At 46.4% G+C, this 26,719-nt stretch carries 24 protein-coding genes and 1 other annotated feature; all 24 genes read left to right on the top strand.

All coding sequences use genetic code 11. The features are described from left to right. The first annotated feature begins 37 nt into the window (after nt 1-37). The 24 genes from rsmH (at nt 38) to M2444_RS08950 (ending at nt 25,869) form a co-directional block, all read left to right on the top strand. Complete coding sequence (rsmH, locus tag M2444_RS09065; protein ID WP_042190866.1) at nt 38-991, top strand: 16S rRNA (cytosine(1402)-N(4))-methyltransferase RsmH; 954 nt, start codon at nt 38-40, stop codon at nt 989-991. Nucleotides 992-1,014: 23 nt separating this feature from the next. After that, a complete protein-coding gene (locus M2444_RS09060; protein ID WP_094873081.1) occupies nt 1,015-1,407 on the top strand; it encodes a septum formation initiator family protein in 393 nt (130 codons plus the stop codon). 45 nt (nt 1,408-1,452) lie between these two features. Further along, nucleotides 1,453-3,684 carry a penicillin-binding transpeptidase domain-containing protein gene (locus M2444_RS09055; protein WP_280786765.1) on the top strand — a complete coding sequence of 744 codons (2,232 nt, stop codon included), beginning with the start codon at nt 1,453-1,455 and terminating at the stop codon, nt 3,682-3,684. Nucleotides 3,685-3,764: 80 nt separating this feature from the next. Next, on the top strand, nt 3,765-5,690 hold the full coding sequence (locus M2444_RS09050; RefSeq protein WP_076284763.1) for a stage V sporulation protein D: 1,926 nt from the start codon (nt 3,765-3,767) through the stop codon (nt 5,688-5,690). A 55-nt stretch (nt 5,691-5,745) separates the two neighbouring features. After that, nucleotides 5,746-7,233 (top strand): UDP-N-acetylmuramoyl-L-alanyl-D-glutamate--2,6-diaminopimelate ligase, encoded by a 1,488-nt coding sequence (locus M2444_RS09045; RefSeq protein WP_280786764.1) that lies wholly within the window; start codon nt 5,746-5,748, stop codon nt 7,231-7,233. Further along, nucleotides 7,230-8,636 carry a UDP-N-acetylmuramoyl-tripeptide--D-alanyl-D-alanine ligase gene (locus M2444_RS09040; RefSeq protein ID WP_280786763.1) on the top strand — a complete coding sequence of 469 codons (1,407 nt, stop codon included), beginning with the start codon at nt 7,230-7,232 and terminating at the stop codon, nt 8,634-8,636. Before M2444_RS09045 ends, M2444_RS09040 begins: the two co-directional genes overlap by 4 nt. Before the next feature lie 21 nt (nt 8,637-8,657). Further along, nucleotides 8,658-9,623: a phospho-N-acetylmuramoyl-pentapeptide-transferase gene (gene mraY, locus M2444_RS09035; RefSeq protein ID WP_042190854.1), complete on the top strand. Its 966-nt coding sequence runs from the start codon at nt 8,658-8,660 to the stop codon at nt 9,621-9,623. A 3-nt stretch (nt 9,624-9,626) separates the two neighbouring features. After that, nucleotides 9,627-11,048: a UDP-N-acetylmuramoyl-L-alanine--D-glutamate ligase gene (gene murD, locus M2444_RS09030; RefSeq protein ID WP_280786762.1), complete on the top strand. Its 1,422-nt coding sequence runs from the start codon at nt 9,627-9,629 to the stop codon at nt 11,046-11,048. A 54-nt stretch (nt 11,049-11,102) separates the two neighbouring features. Continuing rightward, nucleotides 11,103-12,200 (top strand): stage V sporulation protein E, encoded by a 1,098-nt coding sequence (gene spoVE / locus M2444_RS09025; protein WP_042130238.1) that lies wholly within the window; start codon nt 11,103-11,105, stop codon nt 12,198-12,200. Between the two features lie 5 nt (nt 12,201-12,205). Next, on the top strand, nt 12,206-13,318 hold the full coding sequence (gene murG / locus M2444_RS09020; protein ID WP_094873073.1) for an undecaprenyldiphospho-muramoylpentapeptide beta-N-acetylglucosaminyltransferase: 1,113 nt from the start codon (nt 12,206-12,208) through the stop codon (nt 13,316-13,318). A 308-nt stretch (nt 13,319-13,626) separates the two neighbouring features. Continuing rightward, a complete protein-coding gene (gene murA, locus M2444_RS09015; protein WP_094873072.1) occupies nt 13,627-14,910 on the top strand; it encodes a UDP-N-acetylglucosamine 1-carboxyvinyltransferase in 1,284 nt (427 codons plus the stop codon). Between the two features lie 63 nt (nt 14,911-14,973). Further along, nucleotides 14,974-15,732: a cell division protein FtsQ/DivIB gene (locus M2444_RS09010; RefSeq protein WP_280786761.1), complete on the top strand. Its 759-nt coding sequence runs from the start codon at nt 14,974-14,976 to the stop codon at nt 15,730-15,732. A 344-nt stretch (nt 15,733-16,076) separates the two neighbouring features. Then, complete coding sequence (gene ftsA / locus M2444_RS09005) at nt 16,077-17,339, top strand: cell division protein FtsA (protein ID WP_094873069.1); 1,263 nt, start codon at nt 16,077-16,079, stop codon at nt 17,337-17,339. A gap of 61 nt (nt 17,340-17,400) precedes the next feature. Continuing rightward, nucleotides 17,401-18,522 (top strand): cell division protein FtsZ, encoded by a 1,122-nt coding sequence (gene ftsZ, locus M2444_RS09000; protein ID WP_094873067.1) that lies wholly within the window; start codon nt 17,401-17,403, stop codon nt 18,520-18,522. 273 nt (nt 18,523-18,795) lie between these two features. Continuing rightward, entirely contained in the window at nt 18,796-19,743 is a 948-nt protein-coding gene (gene spoIIGA / locus M2444_RS08995; protein WP_094873089.1) for a sigma-E processing peptidase SpoIIGA, read from the top strand. 91 nt (nt 19,744-19,834) lie between these two features. After that, the gene (gene sigE / locus M2444_RS08990; protein WP_028530613.1) at nt 19,835-20,557 is read left to right on the top strand and encodes an RNA polymerase sporulation sigma factor SigE; all 723 of its coding nucleotides are present in this window, start codon (nt 19,835-19,837) and stop codon (nt 20,555-20,557) included. Between the two features lie 78 nt (nt 20,558-20,635). Next, the gene (gene sigG, locus M2444_RS08985; protein ID WP_036683631.1) at nt 20,636-21,418 is read left to right on the top strand and encodes an RNA polymerase sporulation sigma factor SigG; all 783 of its coding nucleotides are present in this window, start codon (nt 20,636-20,638) and stop codon (nt 21,416-21,418) included. 164 nt (nt 21,419-21,582) lie between these two features. Beyond that, complete coding sequence (locus M2444_RS08980) at nt 21,583-21,927, top strand: YlmC/YmxH family sporulation protein (protein ID WP_076284758.1); 345 nt, start codon at nt 21,583-21,585, stop codon at nt 21,925-21,927. A gap of 132 nt (nt 21,928-22,059) precedes the next feature. Further along, nucleotides 22,060-22,917 (top strand): peptidoglycan editing factor PgeF, encoded by an 858-nt coding sequence (pgeF, locus tag M2444_RS08975; RefSeq protein ID WP_280786760.1) that lies wholly within the window; start codon nt 22,060-22,062, stop codon nt 22,915-22,917. Between the two features lie 3 nt (nt 22,918-22,920). Beyond that, complete coding sequence (locus tag M2444_RS08970) at nt 22,921-23,607, top strand: YggS family pyridoxal phosphate-dependent enzyme (RefSeq protein ID WP_280786759.1); 687 nt, start codon at nt 22,921-22,923, stop codon at nt 23,605-23,607. An 11-nt stretch (nt 23,608-23,618) separates the two neighbouring features. Continuing rightward, a complete protein-coding gene (locus tag M2444_RS08965) occupies nt 23,619-24,062 on the top strand; it encodes a cell division protein SepF (protein ID WP_094873064.1) in 444 nt (147 codons plus the stop codon). A 34-nt stretch (nt 24,063-24,096) separates the two neighbouring features. After that, nucleotides 24,097-24,336: a YggT family protein gene (locus M2444_RS08960; RefSeq protein ID WP_060622150.1), complete on the top strand. Its 240-nt coding sequence runs from the start codon at nt 24,097-24,099 to the stop codon at nt 24,334-24,336. A 9-nt stretch (nt 24,337-24,345) separates the two neighbouring features. Then, complete coding sequence (locus M2444_RS08955; RefSeq protein WP_280786758.1) at nt 24,346-25,128, top strand: YlmH family RNA-binding protein; 783 nt, start codon at nt 24,346-24,348, stop codon at nt 25,126-25,128. Between the two features lie 228 nt (nt 25,129-25,356). Further along, the gene (locus tag M2444_RS08950; RefSeq protein ID WP_076299650.1) at nt 25,357-25,869 is read left to right on the top strand and encodes a DivIVA domain-containing protein; all 513 of its coding nucleotides are present in this window, start codon (nt 25,357-25,359) and stop codon (nt 25,867-25,869) included. Nucleotides 25,870-26,149: 280 nt separating this feature from the next. Next, nucleotides 26,150-26,424 (top strand) — a binding site (T-box leader). Nucleotides 26,425-26,719 lie beyond the last annotated feature (295 nt).

Here is a 26,719-nt window from a genome sequence, read left to right as displayed (position 1 = left end):
AAACACAATATCGAATACTGTCCTGGAGGGATGCAGCTTGTTTCACCACATCACGGTGCTTAAAGAAGAAGCGACAGAAGGGCTGCACATCAAAAAAGACGGAATCTATGTAGATTGCACTCTCGGTGGAGCAGGCCACAGCGCACTAATCGCTTCCAAACTTAGCGGCGAAGGCCGATTAATCTGTTTGGATCAAGATGATTGGGCTCTGGAGAACGCAAAAGAAAGACTAGCTGAATACGGAGATAAGGTTGTACTCATTAAGACCAATTTCCGTGATCTGGAGAGTGTACTTAAGGATGTGCCCTTTGTACCACAAAAAGATGGCATTCCCCAAGTGGATGGAGTCCTCTTTGATCTTGGCGTATCCTCTCCCCAGTTTGATGAGGGAGAACGCGGATTTAGTTACAATCATGATGCTCCGCTGGACATGCGGATGGATCAGACAGCGCTATTAACGGCTGCTGATATTGTGAATACGTGGTCTGAGCAGGAGATTGCCCGTGTGCTTTTCCAATATGGAGAAGAGAAGTTCTCGCGGAGAATCGCTAAGAAAATTGTAGACAGAAGAGAAGAAAGTCCTGTGGAGACCACAGGAGAATTAGCTGAGCTTATCAAGGAAGGTATTCCGGCGGCTGCACGAAGAACGGGAGGACATCCCGCTAAACGCAGCTTTCAAGGTTTACGGATTGCTGTAAACGACGAGTTGGGTGCTTTTGAAGAAGGATTACATAGCGCAGTACGTTGCCTTGCACCAGAAGGTAGAGTATCCGTTATCACTTTTCATTCGCTCGAGGACCGAATTTGCAAGCAAATACTAAGCAGCTATTTAAGCAGATGTACATGCCCGCCTGACTTTCCGTTTTGTGTATGCGGCGCGAAAGGCACGCTTAAGTTAATCAACCGCAAACCGCTTGTGCCTTCTGAGGAAGAGCTTGAGCTTAATACTCGAGCCCGCTCAGCTAAGCTGCGCATTGCAGAAAAATTGTAATTGACGATAAAGGAGAGTCAGAGATGGCCTATACCCGCGGCAATTTAGCAGTTCAGCCCAAAAGAAAAGAAGAAGTAAACCCCCTTTACCGCGAGAAGACAAAAGTAGTTACCAAACGAAGAGTACTTCCGCTGCAAGAGAAACTTTTGTATATGCTGACGCTAGGAGTATGCGTTTTAGTGGCTATCACCCTGATTTCACGTTACGTTCACATTTATGATTTGAACTTGCAGGCTCAGAAATTAGATAAGGATATAGCGACCGCTAAGAAGCAAATTTCCACGTATGAGATGGAGAAGCAGAATTTGGAGCAGAAGGTTGCCCAAAAGGCAAAGGATCTTGGATATGTAGCACCGGATGAAAATGCTACCATCTTTATTCCGGCGAATCCGATATCGACAGAAGGCGATAATTAGTGAGCGATTGGCAAGATCGCAATAAAAAAATTGTGAGGTTCGCTTATGGTAAAGAGAATAAAACTTCGCACGCTGTTTATAGGAGGGTGTATTACCCTCTTTTTTCTTGTTTTGATAGCTAGAGTCTTCTGGATTCAAGTTATGGAGGGTTCAGAATGGCAAGAAAAGGCTGCTACACTTTGGGCGCACACTTCGACTATCAAAGCCGAGCGAGGAACGATTTCTGACCGTAATGGGAGTGTGCTCGCAAGTGATGTCCCTGCTTATACTGTAGTTGTAAACCCGGCAGTCATTGCTGAAAAGGGAATTGGTGATGAGGTCGTCAAGGGATTGCATGAGCTACTCGGCAAGCCAGAAGATGAGCTGCGGAAGCTGATTGAGGCTAAAGGCGAGGATGGCAAATACCTCAAGAATCGTGAAATTCGTAATGAAGGCTGGAAGATTGATCAGGAACTTGCTGATAAGGTGAAAGAGTTTTATGTAGCCCTGGGTAAAGAGCATAAAATTCAAGAGACCGGGATTGGTCTGGTTAGAGAGCAGAAACGATATTACCCTAAGGGTTCGCTTGCTGCACATATATTAGGCTACACAGATCGGGATGGCAAGGCGATTATGGGTCTGGAAAAGTCCCTGGATGCACAGCTTAAGGGTGCTGATGGCAAGCTGCTTTATCAAAGTGACGGTCAAGGGGTTAAGCTGCCGGATTCAAAAGATACCTATAAACCTGTAGTAAATGGCAGTAATTTCAAGCTTACCATCGACAGTACGATCCAGCAATATATACAAGCGGCCATGGAAAAGGCATATGCGCAATATAAGCCGAAAAGTATGAGTGTCATTGCCGCTGATCCGAATACGATGGAGATTTTGGGGATGGCGAATATGCCCACCTTTGATCCTAATAAGTATATGGATACGGGTGCTGATGCAGCGGGTTTCTACAACCATGCTATCAAATCAACTTATGAACCTGGTTCCACCTTCAAGATTGTTACACTTGCAGCAGCTGTAGAAGAGAAGCTTTTTGATCCCGTAGCAACATTTCTGTCAGGATCTATCAGAATTAAGGGCTACAGTAAGGCATTGCATGATATTAATCGTTCCGGTTGGGGGCAAATCAGCTTCCTGGAAGGTGTGAAGCGGTCTAGTAACGTTCTTTTTGTAAAACTTTATGAAATGCTCGGACAAGATAGACTTTTACAGTATATTGATGATTTTGGCTTTAATGGAAAGACAGGAATCGATTTGCCAGGGGAAGCCAGTGGGGTCGTTAACCCTAACCTTGGGCGTCCTATCGAAATTGCTACACTCGCATATGGGCATGGTAAAGTGCTAGTTACCCCACTTCAACAATTGGTTGCTGTATCTGCGATCGCCAATGGCGGGAAACTGATGACTCCATATGTGGTAAAAGAGGTTACGGACCCAAACACCGGAAATACTAAGGTTACTCAGCCTAGTGTAGTGCGTCAGGTGATTGATGAGGCAAGTGCCAAGCAAACCGGTGAATACTTGGAGCAGGTAGTTGCCGACCAAGTCAAAGGGACAGGACGGAACGCTCACATTGAAGGTTACCGTGTGGCGGGGAAGACAGGAACGGCTATTAAGGTTGAAGGTAAGGACTACGTGAAGTCCAAAGTATTGGTCTCCTTTATTGGTTATGCGCCTGTGAATGATCCGAAAATCGCTGTTATTGTTATTATTGATGAACCGAACGTTGAGGTTGGCGGCGGTAAAGCTGCAGCTCCTGTATTTAAAGAAATCGTATCGCAGTCACTGCAATACATGGGAGTTCCTAAATTAGCAACTGAAACTAGTGATAAGGACAGTAAAAAAACAGTTAAATCGGATGCACCTGTGCTCCGAACTACACCTGATCTGAAGGGGAAAACGATGAAGGAAGCAAGAGAGACGCTTCTGGATCAAGGATTTGATTTTGCTGTTGTCGGTGAAGAAGCTTCTGTGGAAACCCAATATCCAGAGGCTGGAACGAAGCTTTCTCCTGGCCAGCGTATCTACCTGTTAAGCAAGCAAGGGGACAAGCCTACTATTCCCAATTTGCAAGGAGAGTCGCTGCGCGATGCTCTTGAGGTTCTAACCCTTCTAAAAGTGGAGATAGCGGTAGAAGGCGAAGGATATGTGTCCGAGCAGATTGAAGGAACAAAAAATGGGAAACCACTACTTACATTAAAGCTGAAACCATTCAATGATAATAGTGAAGATGTTCCGGCAACTTCGTCTGCTGATGAGGGTACGGAATCGCAGAGTGGGCCATAGGCTTGTTCTAACCCCAGTTTGTCCCGAATAGTCATGAAGATAAGAGCTCATGTCTATAGGTGAAAGCGGGGGAGAACGGAATGAAGGTTTCGAAGGTCGTAACACGGCGGAGAATGCTATGGACGCTGCTGGGACTGGCAGTGTTATTCGGTTCGCTGGTCGTACGTCTTGCTTACGTGCAATTATCCCAAGGCGAGAAATTAAGTGACAAGGTAGAAGATTCCTTGCGCCGGAATATTCCTTTTACAGCCAAGCGTGGTGAAATTTTGGATCGTGAAGGTATACCGCTGGCCTATAATATCAGTACGCCTACGGTTTATGCGGTGCCTGTGCAGGTGAAGGAGAAGCAAAAGACAGCGCAGCAATTGGCGCCTCTACTTGGGATGACCGAGGAGAAGCTGATGAGCTTGCTGACTAAAAAATCAATGTCGGTGAAACTACAGCCCGGCGGCCGCAAAATTACGATGGAACTTGCCGCGAGCATCCGTGATTTGCAGTTGCCGGGCATCGTTGTCGCTGAGGATAGCAAAAGATATTATCCTTACGGCGATCTTGCCGCGCATATACTAGGCTTTACAGGTATTGATAACCAAGGGATTACCGGCGTCGAGAACATTTACGATAATTTACTTAAAGGAATAGCAGGCAATATTTCGTATTTGTCTGACGCAGGTGGAAGACTCATGCCTGGATCATCGGAGAAGTATTCTGCCCCTCAGGATGGGCTTAATCTGCAATTGACGATTGATAAACAGATTCAATCCATTATGGAACGTGAGCTGGATCAAGCTATGGTGAAATATCAGGCGCAGGGCGCTTGGGCTATAGCGATGAATCCGAAGAATGGTGAAATTCTGGCTATGGCTAGTAGACCGGGTTATGAACCGGGTCTATATAAGGAATATGATCCGCAGATCTATAATCGGAATTTGCCCATTTGGATGACCTACGAGCCTGGTTCGACGTTCAAAATCATCACACTTGCTGCAGCATTGCAAGAAGGTAAGGTAGACCTGCAAAACGATCATTTCTATGATCCTGGGTTTATCGAAGTGGCGGGTGCGAAGCTGCGCTGTTGGAAAAAAGGCGGCCATGGCAGCCAGACCTTCCTTCAGGTGGTTGAGAACTCCTGTAACCCTGGTTTTGTTGCTCTTGGGCAACGGCTGGGCAAAGAAACACTTTTCAAATATATTCGTGATTTTGGTTTCGGCAGCAAAACGGGAATTGATCTAAACGGAGAATCTAATGGGATTCTGTTCAAGCTTAGTCAAGTAGGTCCGGTAGAGCTTTCAACTACGGCCTTTGGCCAAGGGGTCTCGGTTACACCTATTCAGCAGATTGCTGCGGTGTCCGCGGCTATCAATGGTGGTAATCTCTATAAACCACATGTAACAAAGTCATGGGTTAATCCGGAAACGGGAGAGACGGTATCAGAGGTGAAGCCTGAGCTTGTGCGGCAGGTGATTTCGGAGGAGACATCCAAGAAGGTGCGGGCAGCACTTGAGAGCGTGGTTGCCAAAGGCACGGGACGGCCGGCTTTTATCGACGGCTATCGTGTAGGTGGCAAGACGGGTACTGCACAGAAGGTTGTAAATGGACGTTATTCTCCGACAGAGCATATTGTTTCTTTTATTGGCTTTGCGCCGGCGGATGATCCACAGATCGTTGTCTACACTGCAGTGGATAACCCGAAAGGGATTCAATTTGGGGGTGTAGTTGCAGCTCCAATCGTGCAAAATATTTTGGAAGACTCGCTGCACTATATGAAGGTTCCTGAGCGCAGTGATCAGCTTCCAAAAACCTATAAATACGGTGAAACTCCGATTGTGACCGTGCCTGACCTTACAGGTGCAACCGTACAAGATATCTATGAGGATTTAAATATGAATTTTAATCTGGCGCGTTCAGGCTCTGGCAATACGGTCATCAATCAGGCTCCGAAAGCTGGGGCAAGAGTAGAACAGGGCTCAACCATCAGGATTTATATGGGAGCTTCTAGTGAATAATGATAAAGATATAAGGGTTCAGTTTGTATCCGAAAATGTAGAGTGAGGGATTACTATGAAAGTTAATGAATTATCTGCTTGTCTTGCTACTTCGCGTCTATACGGGGACGGGGAGGTGGAGATTACTGATCTTCAGATTGATTCCCGCCGTGTAAGTCCGGGTGATCTGTTTATCTGTTTACCGGGTCACACCGTAGACGGACATAAATTTGCGCCGCAAGCCGTAGCCTCTGGAGCATCTGCTATCGTATGTAAGCATAAGCTAGAGCTTGATATTCCACAGATCGTTGTGGATGACTGCCGTTTTGCGATGTCTGTCATGTCGAATGCCTTCTTTGGCTCACCTAGCAGCCGGATGAGAATGATCGGGGTTACGGGTACAAATGGGAAGACAACTACGACTTATCTTATTGAGCGAATTATGCAAGACCAGAATATGAAGACGGGTCTGATTGGGACCATTCAAATGCGCTATGACGGCAAAAGCTACCCTATGTCAGGGACCACTCCAGAATCACTAGATCTGCAGCGCTCGCTTCATGATATGGCCTCCAAAGGTGTGGAATGTTGCATAATGGAAGTCTCCTCCCATGCGCTTCAGCAAGGACGTGTGAAGGGTGCAGACTTCCGTACAGCAATATTTACGAACTTAACCCAGGATCATCTGGATTATCATCATACAATGGAGGAGTATCGGGCGGTTAAAGGTCTATTCTTCTCTAGACTAGGAAATGTGATCTCTCCTTGGAAAGAAGAACGCAAATATGCGGTGCTTAATGCTGATGATGAGGCGAGCCACTATTTTGCAACCCAAACTGCAGCGGAAGTGATTACATATGGCATTGATAACAACGCTAATGTCCGAGCTTCGCAAATCTCGATCACTGCAAAAGGAACTTTTTTTCATGTGGATACGTTTAAGGGTGAGACGGACATTTCACTTCGTATGGTTGGTAAGTTCAATGTCTATAATGCACTTGCGGCGATTACGGCAGCGTTGTTGGAAGATGTGTCACTGTCAGATATCAAGACTAGTCTTGAAGCGATTGATGGTGTAGCTGGACGGGTGGAGTCAGTAGATGAGGGGCAAGACTATGCCGTTATCGTTGACTATGCACATACACCAGACGGGCTGGAAAATGTATTAAAAACAGTCTGCGAATTTGCTACAGGTAGAGTGCTTACTGTGTTTGGATGTGGAGGAGATAGAGACCGCACGAAACGACCTTTGATGGGTAAGATTGCCGCAAAATATAGCGACATGGTATTCATAACCTCTGACAACCCTCGGACGGAGGACCCTGAGCTCATTCTGAAGGATATAGAAGCAGGGCTAGTAGAGGATGGAGTCACCTCTGACCAGTATCATATGATTGTTGATCGCCGAGAAGCCATTGGGAAGGCTATTGAAATGGCAAGCTCTGGCGATGTAGTATTGATTGCGGGGAAAGGTCATGAGACCTACCAACTGATTGGCGGAGTGGTTCACGATTTCGATGACCGCATCGTCGCTAAAGAAGTTATAAGGGGTCGAATCTATTGATTACAAGAACACTAGGACAAATTGCTGTGATGTGCGCAGGTGAAGTTCCTGCTGCTGAAACTGTGAATATAACTGTTACGGGCGTCGTTACTGACTCCCGTAAGATAACTACAGGTTGCCTGTTTGTTCCTCTAACAGGAGACAAATTCGACGGTCATCATTATGCAGCTACAGCGATTGCTGCCGGTGCTGCTGGGACCTTATGGCAGCGTGATAAAGGTCCTGCACCTGAGGGTGGCGGAGTCATTATTGTTGAAGATACGCTACAGGCGCTTCAGAAGCTGTCCGCTTCGTATTTAAATGAGGTCGCTCCGAAGGTTGTCGCTGTTACGGGGAGTAATGGCAAAACTACGACAAAAGATATCATTATGGCCATGCTCGAAATGCAGTACAAGGTGCACAAGACAGAGGGAAACTTCAATAATCATATTGGTCTTCCGCTCACGATTCTATCCATGGCTGAGGATACAGAGATTGCAGTGCTTGAAATGGGTATGAGCTCGCGGGGAGAAATTGCTCTGCTGGCTTCTTTGGCTGCACCAGATGTTGCAGTCATTACTAATATAGGTGAGTCGCATCTGCTGCAACTGGGATCCCGCAAAGAAATCGCCCGTGCCAAGCTGGAAATCGTCGAAGGGCTAAAGCCAGGGGGATTGCTAATTTATAACGGTGATGAACCGCTGCTGACTGAGGTAATGCAAGAGTCCGCTTTTGAGGCTCCGGAGGGGATGGTGTCCTTCCGTTTCGGCCTGAACGGAGATAATGATGATTATCCGACAGGGATGATGTCCCATAATGGTGGTATGACGTTTACGTCAAGCCTTCATAAGGAACATGCTTTTACATTACCGCTGCCAGGCCAGCATAACGTTGTCAACGCGTTGGCTGCACTAGCGGTTGCTCGCCATTTTGGAGTTACAGAACAAAATGTAGAGAATGGGTTAAGTAAGCTTAAGTTGACAGGTATGCGGATTGAAGTGATTCAAACTTCTTCCGGGCTTACCCTTTTGAATGATGCTTATAATGCCAGTCCGACTTCTATGAAGGCGGCCATTGATGTGCTTCAAACTATGAAATGCAGTGGCAAAAAAATCGCAGTACTGGGGGACATGCTGGAACTTGGGCCGGATGAAATAGAGTTTCATAAAGAAATTGGCTACTATCTAGACCCCGCAGTGACTGATTTTGTATATACCTATGGCCCATTGTCAGTCCATATTGCAGAAGCTGCAAAGGAAAGATTCGGAAACGAGCGTGTGCTGGCTTTTACGGATAAGTCAGAATTAACAGCCGTCCTTATCGGGAAAAGCAGCTCCAAGGATATTGTACTATTCAAAGGATCCAGAGGGATGAGGCTTGAGGAAGTTCTTCAGAGCCTGAGTAAAGAGATTAAAGAGACCTAAATAAATGGAGGGGGTGTACCCATGGATTATCAACTATTGTTATTGACTATTGCTGTTTCCTTTATCCTTGCGGTCATTGCCGCTCCGCTCTTCATTCCGCTACTGCGCAGGATGAAATTCGGACAGCAGGTGCGAGATGACGGACCGCAATCCCATTTAAAGAAAGCGGGAACGCCGACGATGGGCGGTATCGTAATCATCGTGGCTTTTACATTGGCTTATCTGAAATTTTCTGTGGTGAATAACGATTTCTACGTACTACTAGTGGCTACGCTTGGTTTTGGACTGATCGGATTTTTGGATGATTATATCAAAATCGTATTCAAGCGTTCTTTGGGCCTTACGGCGCGTCAAAAATTGTTCGGGCAGCTGTTGGTAGGTGCTGTGATGTGCGGTCTGCTGATTTCTGCAGGACATAGCACAAGCATCAGCGTTCCGGGTACTGATTTCAGCTTTGATTGGGGCGGCTTTTTCTACTATCCATTCATTATTATTATGATGATGGCCGTAACGAATGCTGTTAACTTTACCGATGGAGTAGATGGTTTGCTGTCTGGTGTAAGTGCTATTGCTTTGGCAGCTTATGCTGTTGTAGCGATGCAGGCTACGTCAATTGCAGCTGGAGTGTGTGCAGCGGCTATGATCGGGGCTGTTCTTGGATTTCTGGTCTTTAATGCCCATCCTGCTAAGGTATTCATGGGAGATACCGGTTCATTTGGTATTGGCGGTGCGATAGGTGCGATTGCTATTGTCACAAAGAGCGAACTGCTGTTTTTAATTATTGGCGGTGTGTTTGTGGTGGAAATGTTATCAGTCGTGATACAGGTGGTTTCTTTCAAAACCCGTGGCAAACGTGTATTTAGAATGAGCCCGATTCACCATCATTTTGAACTTGGTGGCTGGTCGGAATGGCGTGTGGTAATTTCGTTCTGGGCGGTAAGCTTGATATTAGCTGCTGTTGGACTATTTATTAGCAAGGGGTTGTAGCAAATGAAACATCCAGATATGTACCGTGGTGAAGAAGTTGTTGTGCTTGGACTCGCAAAAAGCGGTGTCCAGGTTGCTAAAGTGCTGCATGATCGAGGCGCTGTAGTTACGGTGAACGATAAAAAGGAAAGAGATCAAAGTCCCGAAGCTTCCGAATTGGAATCTTTGGGAATTTGTGTTATAAGCGGTGGGCATCCGGATGGACTGATTCATGAAGGCGTAAGTCTGGTCATTAAGAATCCAGGCATTCCTTATTCTGCGCCTCCTGTACAAAAGGCTCTTGAGCTTGGCATTGAAGTAGTTACAGAGGTAGAGGTTGCATACCGTCTTTGTGCAGCGCCGATAATTGGCATCACGGGATCCAATGGCAAGACGACAACGACGACCTGGGTAGGTCAAATGCTGGAAGCTGCAGGTATGAATCCGATTGTTGCAGGTAACATTGGCACGCCTCTCTGTGAGGCGGCGCAAGAAGCTACAGAGGATAACTGGATGGTGGTCGAACTCAGCAGCTTCCAGCTCAAAGGTACGGAGACTTTCCGCCCCAAAATAGGTTGTTTGTTGAATATTGCGGAGACCCACCTGGATTATCATGGCAGCATGAAGGATTATGTCGATTCCAAATCAAAGCTGTTCGCCAATCAAGTAGCTACGGATACGGCTGTGCTGAACTGGGACGATCCTTTTTGCCGGGAACTGGTACCATATGTGAAGGCTTCGATTCTCCCATTCTCTAGGTCTGAGGAGCTGACCTACGGCGTATTTGTTAGCCCGTCCTATATTACAGGTCAAGATGACGATCTGATGCGTCGCATTATCTATCGCAATTCTGCAGGCCAAGAAACAATCATTGCTGATGTAGATTCCATTAGCCTTCCGGGGCGTTTCAATGTGGAGAATGCACTTGCTGCATGTGGAATTGCCATCGCTGCTGGAGCAGACCCCTCTTTATTGGGTGAAGTGCTTGCTTCATTTCGCGGTGTGGAGCACCGGCTGGAGTATGTAGCTGATAAGGCTGGAGTCACTTATTATAATAACTCCAAAGCAACTAACTCCAAAGCGACGATTATGGCACTAACATCCTTCCAGCGTCCCGTAGTGCTGATCGCTGGTGGATTAGATCGTGGCTCCGATTATATGGAGCTGCTGCCAGTCCTGAGCGGCCGAGTCAAAGCGATAGTGGCGTTAGGGGAGACTAGGGACAAGCTAACAAATGTAGCACAGTTGGCAGGATTAAAGCAGATTATCTCCGTCGATAATGGGGAGAGTGCCGCTGCCGTGCTTGAGCAAGCTGTGCAGGAAGCTTCCGCTCTGGCGGAAGAAGGAGATGTTGTTCTTTTGTCTCCTGCCTGTGCAAGCTGGGATATGTTTACATCCTATGAAGAGCGCGGGTGTATTTTTAAAGAGGCGGTGCATAACCTTTAAGTAGGGGGGTGGATAAGCCCCATCCCTACTACGGATGCAAGAGGTGTGCTCCTGATGAACAAAACTCGTCATGCTCCCGATATTTGGTTGCTGATTCCTATTCTATCTTTGCTGGTGATCGGCATGGTGATGGTATACAGCGCCGGGTCCGTTCTGGGCTTCCGCAATTATGGAGATTCGTTTTACTTTGTAAAAAGACAGCTTTTGTTTGCAGGACTAGGCCTAGTCGCAATGTTCGTTACGGCGAATACCGATTACAGGGTGCTGAAAAAGCTGGCTAAGCCGGCACTTCTAATCTGCTTTTTCTTACTTGTTATTGTGCTTATCCCGGGTATTGGTGTAGTACGCGGGGGAGCGCGCAGCTGGCTAGGAATTAGCTCCTTCGGGATCCAGCCTTCTGAATTCATGAAGATGGGGATGATTCTATTCTTAGCCAATTGGCTAGGAAAAGAGGAATACGACATCACTTCCTTCACACGCGGCCTGCTCCCACCGCTTGCGCTCATTGGGTCAGCCTTCGCGTTGATCATGCTCCAGCCGGATTTGGGTACAGGTACTGTCATGTTTGGTGCAGCCTTGATGATGGTTTTTACAGCAGGGGCTAGAATGAAGCATTTACTTTCCCTTGGAGTAGCTGGTGCGGCAGGGTTTGTTGCTTTGATTGCAGCAGCGCCTTACCGGTTGCAGCGGATTACTGCTTTTCTTGATCCATGGTCCGACCCCCTTGGTGCAGGTTACCAGATCATCCAGTCGCTATATGCGATCGGTCCTGGGGGGCTCGGTGGCCTTGGATTAGGAATGAGTCGGCAGAAGTACAGTTATGTGCCTGAGCCACAAACAGATTTTATTTTTTCTATATTGGCCGAGGAGCTGGGGTTTATCGGTGGTTTGGCTGTGTTGATCCTATTTCTTATTCTAATCTGGCGCGGGATGAAGGTGGCGATGAGTCTGCCTGACCGTTTTGGAAGCTATCTGGCCGTTGGCATCGTCTGTATGGTGGCTGTGCAAGTCATTATTAATATTGGTGTTGTTATTGGTCTAATGCCTGTAACGGGCATCACGCTTCCTCTGATTAGCTATGGCGGATCTTCACTTACATTGATGCTAACATCCCTTGGCATTCTATTGAACTTATCCCGTTTTGCGAGGTGAAAGAGATGCGTATCGTATTAAGCGGCGGAGGCACGGGTGGACATATCTATCCTGCAGTCGCTGTTGCTAGGCAAATGGAGTTGGAAGATAGCAAATCTACCTTCCTGTATATTGGTGGAACGCGCGGCTTAGAGAGCAAGCTTGTTCCTCAAGAGAATATCCCTTTCAAATCTATTGACATCACTGGTTTTCGGCGCAAGCTATCCATAGACAATGTCAAGACCGTGATGCGTTTCTTGAAGGGTGTTAAGGCATCCAAAGAAATGCTAAGAGAATTCAAACCAGATGTTGTGATTGGAACAGGCGGTTATGTGTGTGGTCCAGTCGTTTATGCTGCATCCCGGTTGGGCATCCCTACTTTGATCCATGAACAAAATGCCATACCAGGTCTGACCAATCGCTTTCTGAGTCGGTATGCGAGTACAGTTGCCGTAAGCTTTGAAGGAACAGAGTCCTCTTTTCCGGGCAGCAAAAATGTGATCTATACTGGTAATCCACGTGCTACAACAGTTACTACTGCAAGCCCACAACGTGGATTCGCATCGCTGGGGATTTCGGATGGCAGTACAGTGGTTTTGGTGGTTGGTGGCAGTCAGGGGGCTAAGGCTATTAATAGAGCCATGATTGAAATGGCCCCTAAAGTGGGTAAGGGTAATGGTGTTCATTATGTGTATGTTACAGGTGAACCCTATTTCGAAGAGACACGGGCGGAATTACGTCAAAAGCTGGGTAGCTTACCAAACTGGTTGCATGTCCTTCCTTATGTTCATAATATGCCAGAGGTGTTGGCTTGTACCTCCTTGATCGTTAATCGGGCGGGAGCATCTTTTCTCGCTGAGATTACAGCGCTGGGTATTCCCTCTGTACTTATTCCATCTCCTAATGTGACGAATAACCATCAGGAGGCGAATGCAAGACAGTTGGAACGTGAAGGTGCTGCTGTGGTACTGCTTGAGAAAGATTTAAACGGCACGGCTCTATTTGAGGCGGTTCAAAAAATCATCGGAACTGAAGCCGTGCGTGAGGAGATGTCAGCGGCCTCCAAACGACTTGGTAAAAGAGATTCTGCGGCAGTAATCACAAGCGAGCTCCGAAGACTTGCAGGTAAGAAGTCTTAAGATATCATCGTTTTCCATACGGGTTTTCCTTATTGGCAGCTCTCTGTCACACACTTGGAGGAACGAACATAGGATAATCCTATAATCGTGACAATCACCCAGGACACTTCCAAACCTGAGATGTAGTGCAGGATATTCTTGAAATATAAGAAAGTATAAGTTTCACGTTATACATCATCCTTATATTTCTCGCTTAAACGCCTATCGTCCTTATAAAGGACGCCGAAGACGTTTATACTTGTACATTTCATATGAGCTTGTAACGGAAGTGTTTGTGGTGGGTGAGCGGTAATCTCGGAGGTGATACATTGGACAAATTGGTGATTGAGGGTGGAAGTCCCCTGTCAGGCACCATTCGTATCCATGGAGCAAAAAATGCGGCGCTGCCGATTCTAGCGGCAAGCCTGCTGGCCGAAGGAGTTCACTCACTGCATAATGTGCCGAAGCTGCTGGACATCGAGACTATGCTAGACATCCTAGATCGGCTGGGCTGCAGGTGCGTGCATCAAGAGGATACGGTGACGATAGATACGTCTGCCGTCGGGACATCTCATATCCCTGAGGATTTAATGCGGCAGATGAGATCTTCTATTTTTCTAATGGGACCGTTGTTATCCAGATTTGGAGAGGTAACGATCTATCAGCCCGGGGGCTGTGCGATCGGAGAGCGTAAAATAGATCTTCATCTACAAGGACTTAAGGCGTTAGGGGCGGAGATCGAGGAGAGCAACGGAAGAATATTCTGTCGGGGTTCTAAGCTTATAGGGAGTGATATTCATCTCGACTATCCAAGTGTAGGAGCAACGGAGAATATTATGATGGCTGCCGCAAAGGCAGAGGGAACAACAACGATATCGGGGGCCGCGAGAGAGCCGGAGATACAGGACCTACAGCAATTTCTAAATAGTATGGGTGCTCAGATTATCGGTGCAGGTACGGACACCATCACAATTCAAGGGGTGAAAAACCTATATCCCTGTACGTACGAGGTGATACCTGACCGGATTGTGGCTGGAACCGTAATGATTGCTGCGGCAGCTACACGAGGAAATGTGACTTTGACACATGCCAACGCGGGGCATCTGACTTCGCTTATTCATGTGCTCAAGCGGGCTGGTGTTCAAATCACAGTGTGCAATGATATAATTAATATCAGTTGTATGGGGCGTCCACGTGCTGTTGAGAGAATTGTGACTTCTCCTTATCCTTCTTTTCCAACCGATCTGCAATCTCAGGTCATGGTGCTGTTGTCTCTCGCTGATGGCTTCAGTGTAATCAAGGAGACGGTGTTTGAGGGACGATTCAAGCATGTTGAAGAAATGGCGCGGATGGGCGCTGATATTTCTATTGATATGAATCGTGCGTTTATTCGCGGCGTTCAGAGATTGTATGGTGCTACTGTGGAAGCTACTGATTTGCGTGCAGGTGCGGCTCTGGTCATTGCTGGGCTCGCTGCACAAGGGACTACAGTCGTTGAGCAAGCACACCATATTGACCGCGGGTATGACGGAATAGAGAAGCTGTTTCAGAAGCTTGGCGCGCGTATAAGCCGCAAGGTACCCGTACCGGATCCACTTGATTTGGCCAATTAAAGCTCCCTGTCTCCTTCAGTTCTACCAAGGAAGGAGACAGGGCCTTATTACGGAGATATGAGAATGACAACAACCCGATTACCTCTTCTTAAAGAGGACAAGCCTAAGAAAAAAATGAGCCGTAAGATTACGGCGATCCTTCTGCTACTGTTCACTGCACTTCTTGCTGTGATTTTTTTTAGATCGTCTATTAGTCACATTACAGTGATAGATTTTCAGGGAAGCAAGTATTCTACTAGTGAAGAATTACTCTCGCAAAGTGGAATTCATATAGGTGGACAATTCTTTGCCGTTTCTACGAAGTCTGTGGAACAATCTCTGCTGGAGCTTAAGACGGTTAAGGCAGTGGCCGTAAAGAAGGATTTTCCCGGGGTAATCACAGTGAAGATTGAAGAATTCCCTGCGGTGGCCTATGAACTGGAACAGGGTGGCATCTTGAAGGCGATTCTGTCGAGTGGAGCTGCAGTGCCAGTAAATGATACGGGGATAGCCGTTGAGAAGCCCATATTAACTAACTGGGATCCGGACGATCCGAATAAGGCTAAGCTATGTCAAGCGTTAGCAAGCATTACTAATGAATTGACAAGTGATATCTCTGAGATTGTTCCGTCGCCAACCTTGTCATTTCCGGATCGTATCAAGCTCTATACTAGATCCCGTTTCGAAGTGATCACATCCATCTCTTTATTAAAGAGCAAAGTGTCATACTTGAATCAGGTAATAGAGACAAAGGAGCCTGGACTTATCACGATGCTTGAAGCCGACTCGTATGTTCCTTTTCAGGTCGAAAGTGAGGAGCAAAAGGGCGATGAGCAAGAGTAGAGTAGAGGTCAATAGTCCCTACTAATAGAGTTCAAAAAATGCTACAATCGGATTTACGGGCAAGAAGCTATATCCCTCTTTTTTCTTCGATTTTTTTGAAATATAATACTATATATGGTTAGTAATAACCAAAAAGGCTTATATTTCTTGTGATAATTATCATTCTTATAAAAAATTATGAGTAACTAATCACATTTAGGGATGTTGGAATATTATTCCGTTCAAAAAATTTGTAGAAAAAAGAGGGAAAGGGTTAGGTATGTTGAATATGTACAGAGAAGTTTCCCGGGACCGGGATAAGGTTATGCAAATTATTTCGATTATAACAGGAGGTGCCATAGGACTTGAGCAACAATGACATCATTGTTAGTTTGGACATCGGTACATCCAAAGTTCGGGCAATAATTGGGGAAGTTACCAATGGAACCTTTAATATTATTGGCGTTGGATCTGCTGATTCGGAAGGAATACGTAAAGGCGCGATTGTAGATATCGACCAAACTGTGCAATCGATCAAAAGTGCTATAGATCATGCAGAGCAAATGGTGGGTATTCAAATATCAGAGGTTTATGTAGGCATTTCCGGTAATCATATTGGCCTGCAATCCAGCCACGGTGTCGTGGCCGTTCAGAATGAGGATCGTGAAATCGGTGAGGATGATATCGATCGCGTTATTAAAGCTGCGGAAGTCATCGCTATGCCTCCGGAGCGAGAAGTGATTGATGTTGTTCCTAAACAATTTATCGTCGATGGTCTCGAAGGTATTCAGGACCCGCGCGGAATGATTGGTGTTCGTTTAGAAGTGGACGCAACCATCGTTACGGGTGCTAAGACGCCAATACATAATCTACTGCGCTGTGTTGAGAAATCAGGGCTGAAAGTGAAGGATCTTGTGCTGATGTCTCTTGGTGCTGGTGGATTGGCGCTTTCCAAGGACGAGAAATCGATGGGATCTGTTCTGGTTGATATCGGTGCCGGGTCGACAACGATAGCCATATACGAAGAAAGTTCCCTTTGTGCAACCTCTACGATTCCGATCGGCGGAGAATTTGTAACAAATGACATTGCATACGGACTACGTACACTTACTGATCAAGCGGAGAAAGTAAAGCTAAAGTATGGTTGCGCATGGATTGACGATGCAGCCTCTGACGTTGTCTTCAAGGTGCTGCGCATTGGCAGTAATGTAGAGAAGGAATTTAACCAAGAGGATTTAGCGGCAATTATCGAACCACGGGTGCAAGAAATCTTCCATCTGATTAAACAGGAAGTGAAACGGCTTGGTTACAGTGAACTACCTGGAGGTTATATACTAACGGGTGGAACTGTTTCGATGCCTGGCGTATTAAAGGCGGCCCAGACTGAATTGGCCGCATCTGTACGCATCGCTGTACCGGATTATATCGGTGTACGGGACCCTGGGTTTACCGGAGGTGTTGGTATCCTGCATAATGTTGTCCGTAGCTTCCGTGGAAGAAGCAGTGGTGGAAGCAGCAACAAAAAGACGGTCAACCGGAGTAAGCAGAACGCCACTCCAAATCAGGAAACGGCTCAGAAGACCGGGTTTGTCGAGCGTCTAAAGAACATGTTCAGCGAGTTTATATAAGTGTAAGTCCAGATATACTTGGACCGGCCATCCAAGCACATTGAGGGGGAGATGGAACTATATGTTAGAATTTGATTTTGAAATGGAGAGCTTGGCGCAAATAAAAGTCATCGGCGTGGGCGGCGGAGGTAGTAATGCTGTCAACCGGATGATTGAAAACGGCGTTCAGGGTGTAGAGTTTATTACGGTTAATACAGACGCCCAAGCGTTGCATATGGCCAAATCGGAGCACAAGCTGCAGATTGGGGACAAGCTAACCCGCGGTTTGGGTGCAGGCGCCAACCCTGAAGTCGGTAAGAAAGCAGCGGAGGAATCCCGTGATCTGATTTCGAATACCCTTAAAGGTGCAGACATGGTGTTTGTTACTGCAGGAATGGGTGGCGGTACCGGTACAGGTGCTGCGCCAGTTATAGCTGAAATTGCTAGAGAGTGCGGAGCCTTGACTGTGGGTGTAGTTACTCGTCCGTTCACCTTTGAAGGAAGAAAACGTTATAACCAGGCAATGCTTGGTATCGAAGCTTTGAAAGAAAAAGTCGACACGCTAATCGTCATTCCAAATGACCGTTTGCTTGAGATCGTTGATAAGAAAACACCGATGTTAGAAGCTTTCCGTGAAGCAGATAATGTTCTCCGGCAGGCTGTTCAAGGTATCTCTGATCTAATTAAGGTTCCTGGTCTAATTAACCTTGACTTTGCGGATGTGAAGACCATCATGACCGAGCGCGGTTCAGCGCTCATGGGTATTGGTATCGCAAATGGTGAGAACCGTGCGTCAGAAGCCGCACGCAAAGCCATCATGAGCCCACTCTTAGAAACGTCTATTGAAGGTGCTCGTGGCGTAATTATGAACATTACGGGAGGATCCAACCTCTCTCTATACGAAGTGAATGAAGCGGCTGAGATCGTTACATCCGCCTCTGACCCTGAAGTGAATATGATCTTTGGTGCGATTATAGATGAGGATCTGAAGGATGATATCAAAGTAACAGTAATTGCTACTGGCTTTGAACATAAACCTTCGCCTGAAACTCCAGGACGTCGTCCGGTCTCGACGAATAACGAGCCTGCGGCAGCACCGGATAAGAGCGCAGCAAATTTACGTCCTTTCGGCAATCAGAGTTCTTCTGACCAGCTCGATATTCCGACGTTCCTGCGTAATCGTACTCGGGGCAACAACGATTAATTAAAGAGAATCAAGTTAATACGAGAACACCGTATCGCTTAGCTAATTAGCTATGGCGGTACGGTGTTTTTTTTGAAATAAAAGATCCGAAAATTCCATGAAGAAGGAATAAATCCTCACGCGCTATAACTCGACAAAAAAACCGCAAGAATGCCCCCCAAGTTTAGACAGACTTTGAAAGCGAGACTTTCTATACTAATCATATCGTCCAAAAAACAGAGCCTGATCCAATTTGGCTAGAGGATAGATTCCGCCATTAAGCAGGTGAATGCACTGGTTGTTTATATTGACTTGATATTCGCCGCCAATCTAGTGATCGACGGAATTCTTTTGTGGCTGACAGGCTGGATGGTTAAGCTGAGAATCTCATGGTGGCGTTTAATCGTCTCAGCTCTCGTTGGCGCACTGTATGTAGTGATGATGTTTGTACCGGAGCTGTCTTTCATGTATACCTTCCTTATCAAGTTTGGATTGTCGGTAGTTATGTTATGGATTGCCTTTGGTTTTGGGAGTCTGCAAAGCTATCTTCGCACTATGGGAGCTTTCTATATTATCAATTTTGCAGCCGCAGGTGGAATTGTTGGTATTCACTATTTGCTGCAGAGCTCCAGCGACATTTGGAATGGTATTATGTTCACTGCTTCAGGAGGGCATGCCTACGGCTTAAAGATCGGCTTTTGGTTTGTCATTGCAGTATTCCCCCTGGTGTTAATCTGCTTCAAGGCAGTGCATTCTTCACGAATCAGAAGGGAGCAGCTTGAAACCTATATCGGTGAGGTGGTTGTTGAAATTGATGGTGTAAGTGTTTCCTGTCCTGGCCTGTTAGACACAGGTAATCGTCTCTGTGATCCTTTGACCCGCATACCGGTGATGGTGATGGAATCGACGCTCTGGGAGGGGCATCTGCCTGCTGCATGGAAAGGGAGACTCACTCAGGATGGTGCGGACAAACTTTTGCTAGAAACGGACGGGCAGTCGTTTGCTTGGCAGGATAGGATGCGACTAGTACCTTACAGGGGGATTAACCGAGGGGCATCATTTATGCTCGCACTGAAGCCAGACCTTGTGACGATAAAGCTCGGTGAAGATATCTTTTATAGTAAAAGAGTCTTAATTGGGCTGGATGGCGGGACACTCTCAGGAGATGGAGCCTATCGGGCGGTCATACATCCAGATTTAACTCAAAAAGAGAGCGCCACTGATGCAGCACTACCTTCCTAATCTTTAAAGCTAGCTGAACCAAACTTCTGATGGCTGAAAGCGGGAATTAAAAGCTTTATACGCTAACCGTGTACTTCTTGGAGGAGGAACAATAATGGTCAAATGGAAAATTGCTCTGCAGCTGCAATATTACCGCATGCTGTTTCTACTGGGGTTGAAGAGTCAGGAAATCTATTATATCGGCGGGAGCGAGGCTCTACCTCCACCGCTGACACGGGAAGAAGAAGAGTATCTGCTTCAGCGGCTATCCAGCGGCGATGCAGCTGTTCGTGCGATGCTGATTGAGCGTAACCTGCGCCTCGTAGTGTATATCGCTCGTAAATTCGAGAATACCGGAATCAATATTGAAGACCTGGTTTCGATAGGGGCTATCGGATTAATTAAGGCGGTTAACACTTTTGATCCCGAGAAAAAAATAAAACTAGCAACTTATGCATCACGTTGCATAGAGAATGAAATTTTGATGTATCTGCGGCGTAATAGCAAGACACGAAGTGAGGTTTCTTTTGATGAGCCTCTTAATATCGATTGGGATGGTAATGAGTTGCTGCTCTCAGACGTATTAGGAACGGAAAATGATACCATTTATCGGAACATTGAAGAACAGGTCGATCGCAAGCTGCTGCAAAAGGCGCTGGAAAAGCTGAGTGAACGGGAAAGACTCATTATGGAGCTGCGTTTCGGACTGCGTGGGGGCGAAGAAAAGACGCAAAAAGATGTGGCGGATCTGCTCGGAATTTCCCAATCTTACATTTCTCGTCTGGAGAAACGAATTATTAAGCGGCTGCGTAAGGAGTTTAACAAGATGGTATAAGGTGAAATTAGCAAGGAATAAAATGGCCAACCCGGGAGATAATGTACAGTAATGTTTCTCCTTGGGAGGTAAATCATCATGACCCGTAATAAAGTCGAGATTTGCGGTGTGGATACTGCTAAGCTGCCTGTTCTAACGAATGTGGAAATGCGGCAACTGTTCACTTCGCTGCAGCAGCAGGGCGAGCGATCCGCCAGAGAGAAATTGGTAAATGGTAATCTTAGGCTTGTTCTAAGTGTTATCCAGAGGTTCAATAATAGGGGGGAATTTGTTGACGATTTGTTCCAGGTAGGCTGCATCGGTCTGATGAAAGCCATCGATAATTTCGATTTATCACAAAACGTTAAGTTCTCCACATATGCGGTTCCGATGATTATTGGTGAGATCCGCCGTTACTTGCGTGATAACAACCCGATTCGAGTATCGCGTTCACTCCGAGACATTGCTTACAAGGCGCTTCAGGTACGCGATAGTCTGACTAATCAGAATTCGCGGGAACCGACGATATTCGAAATCTCTGAAGCACTTGGTGTACCGAAGGAAGATGTAGTGTTTGCCCTTGATGCTATACAGGATCCAGTGTCCTTATTCGAACCGATCTATCATGACGGTGGCGATCCTATTTATGTAATGGACCAGATTAGCGATGATAAGAATAAGGATGTGTCGTGGATCGAAGAAATCGCCTTACGTGAAGCGATGCGTAAGTTAGGTCAAAGGGAGAAACGAATTTTATCCATGCGGTTTTTCGAAGGGAAAACACAGATGGAGGTCGCAGATGAGATTGGTATCTCACAGGCACAGGTCTCACGTCTAGAGAAATCTGCGATTCAGCAAATGCAAAAACATGTGAAGTCTTAAATTGTCTGAATGAGGAGATATCCAGAATCCGTGATAAGGATTTTGGATGATCTCCTCTTTTTATTGTTTAAGCTTAGCCTCACTTTGCAGGGATATTTCAGGCATGTGGCCAAGCTTTCATAACATATATTGGACTATAGGTCTGATTGTACAGGGGTGGTGAAATGAACGAGGATTATTTAGGATCAGCTAAAAAGATGAAAATCTCTGATTTTCAGACTAAGGATGTTATTAATATTGTGGATGGCAAACGACTAGGCCAAATCAGTGACTTAGAGCTTGATTTACGCCGAGGTGTCATCGATGCCATTGTAATTCCCGGCTACACACGGTTTATGGGTTTGTTCGGAGGAGGAACGGATCTGATTATTCCATGGCGAAATATTGTCAAAATCGGGTCTGATGTAGTGCTTGTGAAGATTGAAGAATCAAGAATGCCTCAAGGGCAGGATGAACGAGAAACGATGTATCTGGAACGAGGGGACCGAGGCGAACGGCGCACTTATTAATTAGGTGCGTTTTTTGTTTTTTATAAAAGAATTGGAGTGCATCGCATAAAAAGCTGTTAATTTGAGGTTTTAAGCTTAAGCGGCATTTTGTGGGGGTATTTACATGTGGTACACTTAGGCGGAGGTGAGGATATGGAACCGTTTGTGCAGGGGAAGGAAACACTTATGCTGCTCCATCTGGAGCCTTGGTGTGTGGAGCATAAAGAAATTACAGCAGGGTTTACAGGTAGACAGGGAGGGGCTAGCAAAAAGCCTTATGACAGCCTGAATTGTGCATTTCATGTTGGGGATGCTCCGGAAGATGTCTTAACGAATCGTAGGACGCTTGCGGAAGCTCTTGATTTCAAGCCGGAAGCTTGGACTTGTGGGGAACAAACCCATGGAGCAGAAATAGCAGTGGTAAGGGAAGCCGATCGTGGTCGGGGCCAAAAGGATAGAGCCTCGGCATTTCAGACAACCGATGGCTTGCTTACAGATGTGCCGGGTGTATTGCTTACTTCTTTTTATGCGGATTGCGTGCCTCTTTACTTTTATGATCCAGTGCACCGAGTCGTCGGTCTTGCGCATGCTGGCTGGAAGGGAACTGTGGCCCAGATTGCAGCCGCGATGGTGAGTAAAATGGAGACCGTTTACGGCAGCCATCCGCAGGATATCATTGCAGCGATCGGACCCTCCATTGGGGACTGTTGTTATGAGGTGGACGATTATGTGATGAAGCATGTCCGTCAATTGGAGGGTGATTTGAGCAAGCCGACAGAAACAGCCGATTCTGTAGGGCTATACAGAATATCTGACACAGATGAGAACAAATACATGCTAAACTTGAAAGAAATGAATCGACGCATTATGATTAAAGCAGGAATATTGCCGACTCATATCGAATGTACTTCTTGGTGTACAAGCTGTAATCAAGATTTGTTCTTTTCTTATCGTAAAGAAAATGGGGTTACAGGCAGGATGACGAGCTGGATCGGAATAAAGGAGAGTTGAAAGTTGGCTTTAACACTGCAGGAGAGAATTGCTGAAGTAGAGGAACGTGTAGCACGTGCCTGCACGGCAAGCGGCCGGGATCGAAATGACGTCAAGGTAATTGCAGTGACGAAATATGTTTCTCTGGAAATGGTGTCCTCCGTATTGGAGGCAGGCCTAGAGCATATTGCCGAGAGTCGCTGGCAGGATGCTGAGCACAAATGGAAGGTTTTAGGGGACCAAGGGACATGGCATTTTATCGGGCATTTGCAGACCAATAAGGTTAAAGACGTTATTGGCAAGTTTCAATATATACACTCTTTAGACCGGATATCCCTGGCGCAAGAATTACACAAAAAGGCGATTGCCGCAGATCAAGAAGTGAATGTCTTTCTTCAAGTAAACATCTCTGGAGAAGATACGAAATTTGGTCTGTCGCCTGAGGCGGTACCTGGATTTTTGCGTGAAATTGCTAGTCTCGACCGTGTAAAAGTAATTGGACTAATGACGATGGCACCTTTAGAAGGTGATCCGGAGCTTACCCGCCCTGTATTTCGCGGACTTCGTGAGCTGCGCGATGAGCTCAATCAACTTGCTTTGACACCTGAGCCGATTACGGAGTTATCCATGGGAATGTCGAATGATTTTGAAGTGGCGATACAGGAAGGAGCCACCTGGGTACGCCTAGGTACGGTGTTAGTAGGCCATTAGGAGGGATCGTGATGAGCGTTATGAACCGATTTATGAGTTTTTTGGGCTTGCAGGAGGAAGAGGAAATTGTGGAGCGGGAGCGTATTTCCCAAGATGAGGATGAATATGAACCAGCCCCTGTCGAAACCCGCAAAAATCAAAGGGGCAACGTTGTCAGTATCCATTCGCAGAAGAATGTAAAAGTTGTACTTTATGAGCCGCGTTCGTACGATGAGGCACAGGAAATTGCGGACCATCTCCGTTCTCACCGGACGGTAGTGATTAATCTTCAGCGTGTCCGTAATGATCAGGCGATGAGAATTATTGATTTTCTTAGCGGAACCGTTTATGCCCTTGGGGGAGGAATCTCTAAAATTGGGGGCAATATATTTATGTGCACGCCAGATACCGTTGAAATTCAAGGTGCCATTACAGAAATCCTAGGTGACGATCCAGACTATAACAGAATGAGGTGAATGAGCTTTGCTCCAAATTGATTACATTATTGATATGCTGTTTAATATTTATTTTTACATGATTATTTTCTACGTACTGATGTCGTGGTTACCAAATGTTCGTGAGAACTTTATCGGAGAACTGCTGAGCAAGCTTGTTGAGCCGTATTTGACACCATTTCGTCGGTTTATTCCGCCACTCTTTGGTACGCTTGATATTTCCCCGATCATAGCACTGCTTGTCTTGGAATTTGCGGCAGGTGGACTAAAATCCATTTTGCACTTAATTTTTTAGGCAGAAGTGATGAAGACAGAAGTTTACGGGCATTTTCATCCCGATGAAAGACAATTTGTGGACAAGGCTTGGGAATGGGTTACCCATGCTGGAGAATATCATGAGACGAAACTGACCGAATTTCTAGATCCGCGCCAAGGATTTATTCTGCAAAGTCTCGTCAATCGGCATACAGATGTTGTCGTCAGATGGGAAGGCGGCCACCCTGAGGCAGAGCGGAAGCGAGCACTCATTGCGCCTGATTATCGTGATCTGGAACATGAGGACATGGAGCTGAAGGTTCTTGCGATAACCTCTGGGGAGCAAAAGTTTCTGGCGCTAGAGCATGGGGACTACATGGGCTCTATTCTGGGTGTTGGAGTAAAACGTGGCAAAATCGGTGATATTCATGTTCTGGACGATGGTTGTCATGTGGTAGTAGCTGCTGATATTGCAGATTATTTAGCCATGAATTTAACTGGAGTTCATCGAATACAGGTGAGCACGGAGGTATTGCCACTTTCTGCCTTGCGTAATAGTGAGGTGAAGCTGGAAATGATGGATTTGACTGTAGCGTCCCTACGATTGGATGGCATTGCCGCAGATGTAACACGGCTTAGCCGAAGCAAAATTCTTGCTCCCATCAAGGCTGGACGCGTTCGGGTAAATTGGAAAGTGGAAGAAGACCCTTCCTGCGGACTTAAAGATGGTGACATGGTATCTATTCAAGGATTTGGTCGATTCAAGGTTCTAGAGGTCGGTAGTTTGACGAAAAAGGGCCGATACCGTGTTCAGGTTGGTAAATTTGTGTGAATCCCTTGCAGGAATCCGGCTTTACTTGTCGAAATTGATTATTTCGAGGGAATCAAACATTTTTAAAGCAGGACGCCGATATTTTATAGAAGAGGCGAACCATGAATGGCAGTTGGAGCGTTGATATAATCCTCTGCCTTTACTTGAAGTACAGTCTTGCTTCTTTGTCTGCTGCGCAGGGTTGGTTCAGAGACTTAGAAGGTCCGAAATTTCTAGGAGGTGCACAGCATGCCATTAACACCGCTCGATATACATAACAAGGAGTTCTCTCGGAGACTTCGCGGTTATGATGAGGACGAGGTCAACGAATTTCTGGATCAAGTCATTAAGGATTACGAAAGTGTCATCCGTGAGAACAAAGAGCTGCAGAATCAGCTTTTGTCCATTCAAGAGCGTTTAGATCATTTTGTGAATATTGAAGAGAGTTTATCGAAAACGATCTTAGTCGCTCAGGAAGCGGCGGATGATGTGAAGAACAACTCCAAGAAGGAATCGCAGCTCATTATCAAGGAAGCGGAAAAGAACGCGGATCGGATTATTAACGAAGCGTTATCCAAATCCCGTAAGGTTGCTATTGAGACTGAAGAATTGCGCAAGCAAGCTTCGATCTATCGCACTCGTTTTCGCACATTGGTGGAAGCACAGCTTGAGCTGTTGTCTCAGGATGACTGGAATGCCTTGGAGAGTCGTGAGGCAAGCGAGAGCGTAACTTTTAAGGATGACGTTCTACATCGTATCTGATGCATTATGACGATTGAATGCTGATTTGGTGTGTGATTAGGCCAGATCTGGGGCTTAATGGTCTTCGATCAGATTAGAGGGAATTCCCTCTAATTTATAATTTCATGCTAAATCGGCTAAATAGAGGGAGTTATTCCCTCTATTTTTATTTTCCGCTAAAATCGATCATAATAAAGTATTCAGCCTACACTGGTATACTCCTAATTGCGGATTTCGCTAGCGGTTGTTGACATTTAGACTTAAAAAGTCTATAAATAGAACATATCTGTATAATGTTTATATGTATTCGATGACGGGACAAGTACGACAAGGTAACGTTCTCCAGAGAGTCGGCGATTGCTGAGAGCCGATTGTTCGAACCCTGCCGGAAGATCTTCCCCTAGAAGTTAAGCTGAAGCGTTGATCGTGCGTAAGCTTAGCCGTCTGCCGGACGTTACACCGGACCTGTGCATGAGATTTACGCACAGGACTGAGATTGTGCTGAATACATTCCCCTTAAGGATGTGCTCATGCGCAGAATTAGGGTGGTATCGCGAGCGTTGTCTCGCCCCTTTGGGGGTGGGATGACGCTTATTTTGTTGTTCCGGGGTGGCCATCCCCCTAAATCCCCCTTTCTAAGGGGGACCCCAAGGGCTGCCGCCCTCTGGACACCGGCAATGTAAAGCCTCGTGCATATAGGTACGGTGGTGGAAGCGAACGGACTCATGTGGCTGAAGGAGCGGCCCTTCTTAGGCTCCCCTGGCAGGTTAGCCTGCGGGGCCTTCACTGCTAGAGCAGACCGGCGTTTCACTCGCCGCTCCATGTGGCACCCCGAGCCAGTGCTGCCCTACGGGATCGCGGCTCGGATGCC

Origin of the sequence: Paenibacillus sp. PastF-3, assembly GCF_029893135.1 — a bacterium.
GTDB classification, from domain to species: domain Bacteria; phylum Bacillota; class Bacilli; order Paenibacillales; family Paenibacillaceae; genus Paenibacillus_AQ; species Paenibacillus_AQ nitricinens.
This window is presented reverse-complemented; position numbering and strand designations above follow the sequence as displayed.

Coding starts and splice junctions, on each gene's coding strand:
- M2444_RS09055 (WP_280786765.1), top strand. CDS start 1,453: ATGGTAAAGAGAATAAAACTTCGCACGCTGTTTATAGGAGGGTGTATT.
- ftsZ (WP_094873067.1), top strand. CDS start 17,401: ATGTTAGAATTTGATTTTGAAATGGAGAGCTTGGCGCAAATAAAAGTC.
- M2444_RS08950 (WP_076299650.1), top strand. CDS start 25,357: ATGCCATTAACACCGCTCGATATACATAACAAGGAGTTCTCTCGGAGA.
- M2444_RS09060 (WP_094873081.1), top strand. CDS start 1,015: ATGGCCTATACCCGCGGCAATTTAGCAGTTCAGCCCAAAAGAAAAGAA.
- spoVE (WP_042130238.1), top strand. CDS start 11,103: ATGAACAAAACTCGTCATGCTCCCGATATTTGGTTGCTGATTCCTATT.
- sigG (WP_036683631.1), top strand. CDS start 20,636: ATGACCCGTAATAAAGTCGAGATTTGCGGTGTGGATACTGCTAAGCTG.
- murG (WP_094873073.1), top strand. CDS start 12,206: ATGCGTATCGTATTAAGCGGCGGAGGCACGGGTGGACATATCTATCCT.
- M2444_RS09050 (WP_076284763.1), top strand. CDS start 3,765: ATGAAGGTTTCGAAGGTCGTAACACGGCGGAGAATGCTATGGACGCTG.
- M2444_RS08955 (WP_280786758.1), top strand. CDS start 24,346: ATGAAGACAGAAGTTTACGGGCATTTTCATCCCGATGAAAGACAATTT.
- M2444_RS08960 (WP_060622150.1), top strand. CDS start 24,097: ATGCTGTTTAATATTTATTTTTACATGATTATTTTCTACGTACTGATG.
- M2444_RS08980 (WP_076284758.1), top strand. CDS start 21,583: ATGAACGAGGATTATTTAGGATCAGCTAAAAAGATGAAAATCTCTGAT.
- M2444_RS08965 (WP_094873064.1), top strand. CDS start 23,619: ATGAGCGTTATGAACCGATTTATGAGTTTTTTGGGCTTGCAGGAGGAA.
- M2444_RS09045 (WP_280786764.1), top strand. CDS start 5,746: ATGAAAGTTAATGAATTATCTGCTTGTCTTGCTACTTCGCGTCTATAC.
- M2444_RS09010 (WP_280786761.1), top strand. CDS start 14,974: ATGACAACAACCCGATTACCTCTTCTTAAAGAGGACAAGCCTAAGAAA.
- pgeF (WP_280786760.1), top strand. CDS start 22,060: ATGGAACCGTTTGTGCAGGGGAAGGAAACACTTATGCTGCTCCATCTG.
- murD (WP_280786762.1), top strand. CDS start 9,627: ATGAAACATCCAGATATGTACCGTGGTGAAGAAGTTGTTGTGCTTGGA.
- mraY (WP_042190854.1), top strand. CDS start 8,658: ATGGATTATCAACTATTGTTATTGACTATTGCTGTTTCCTTTATCCTT.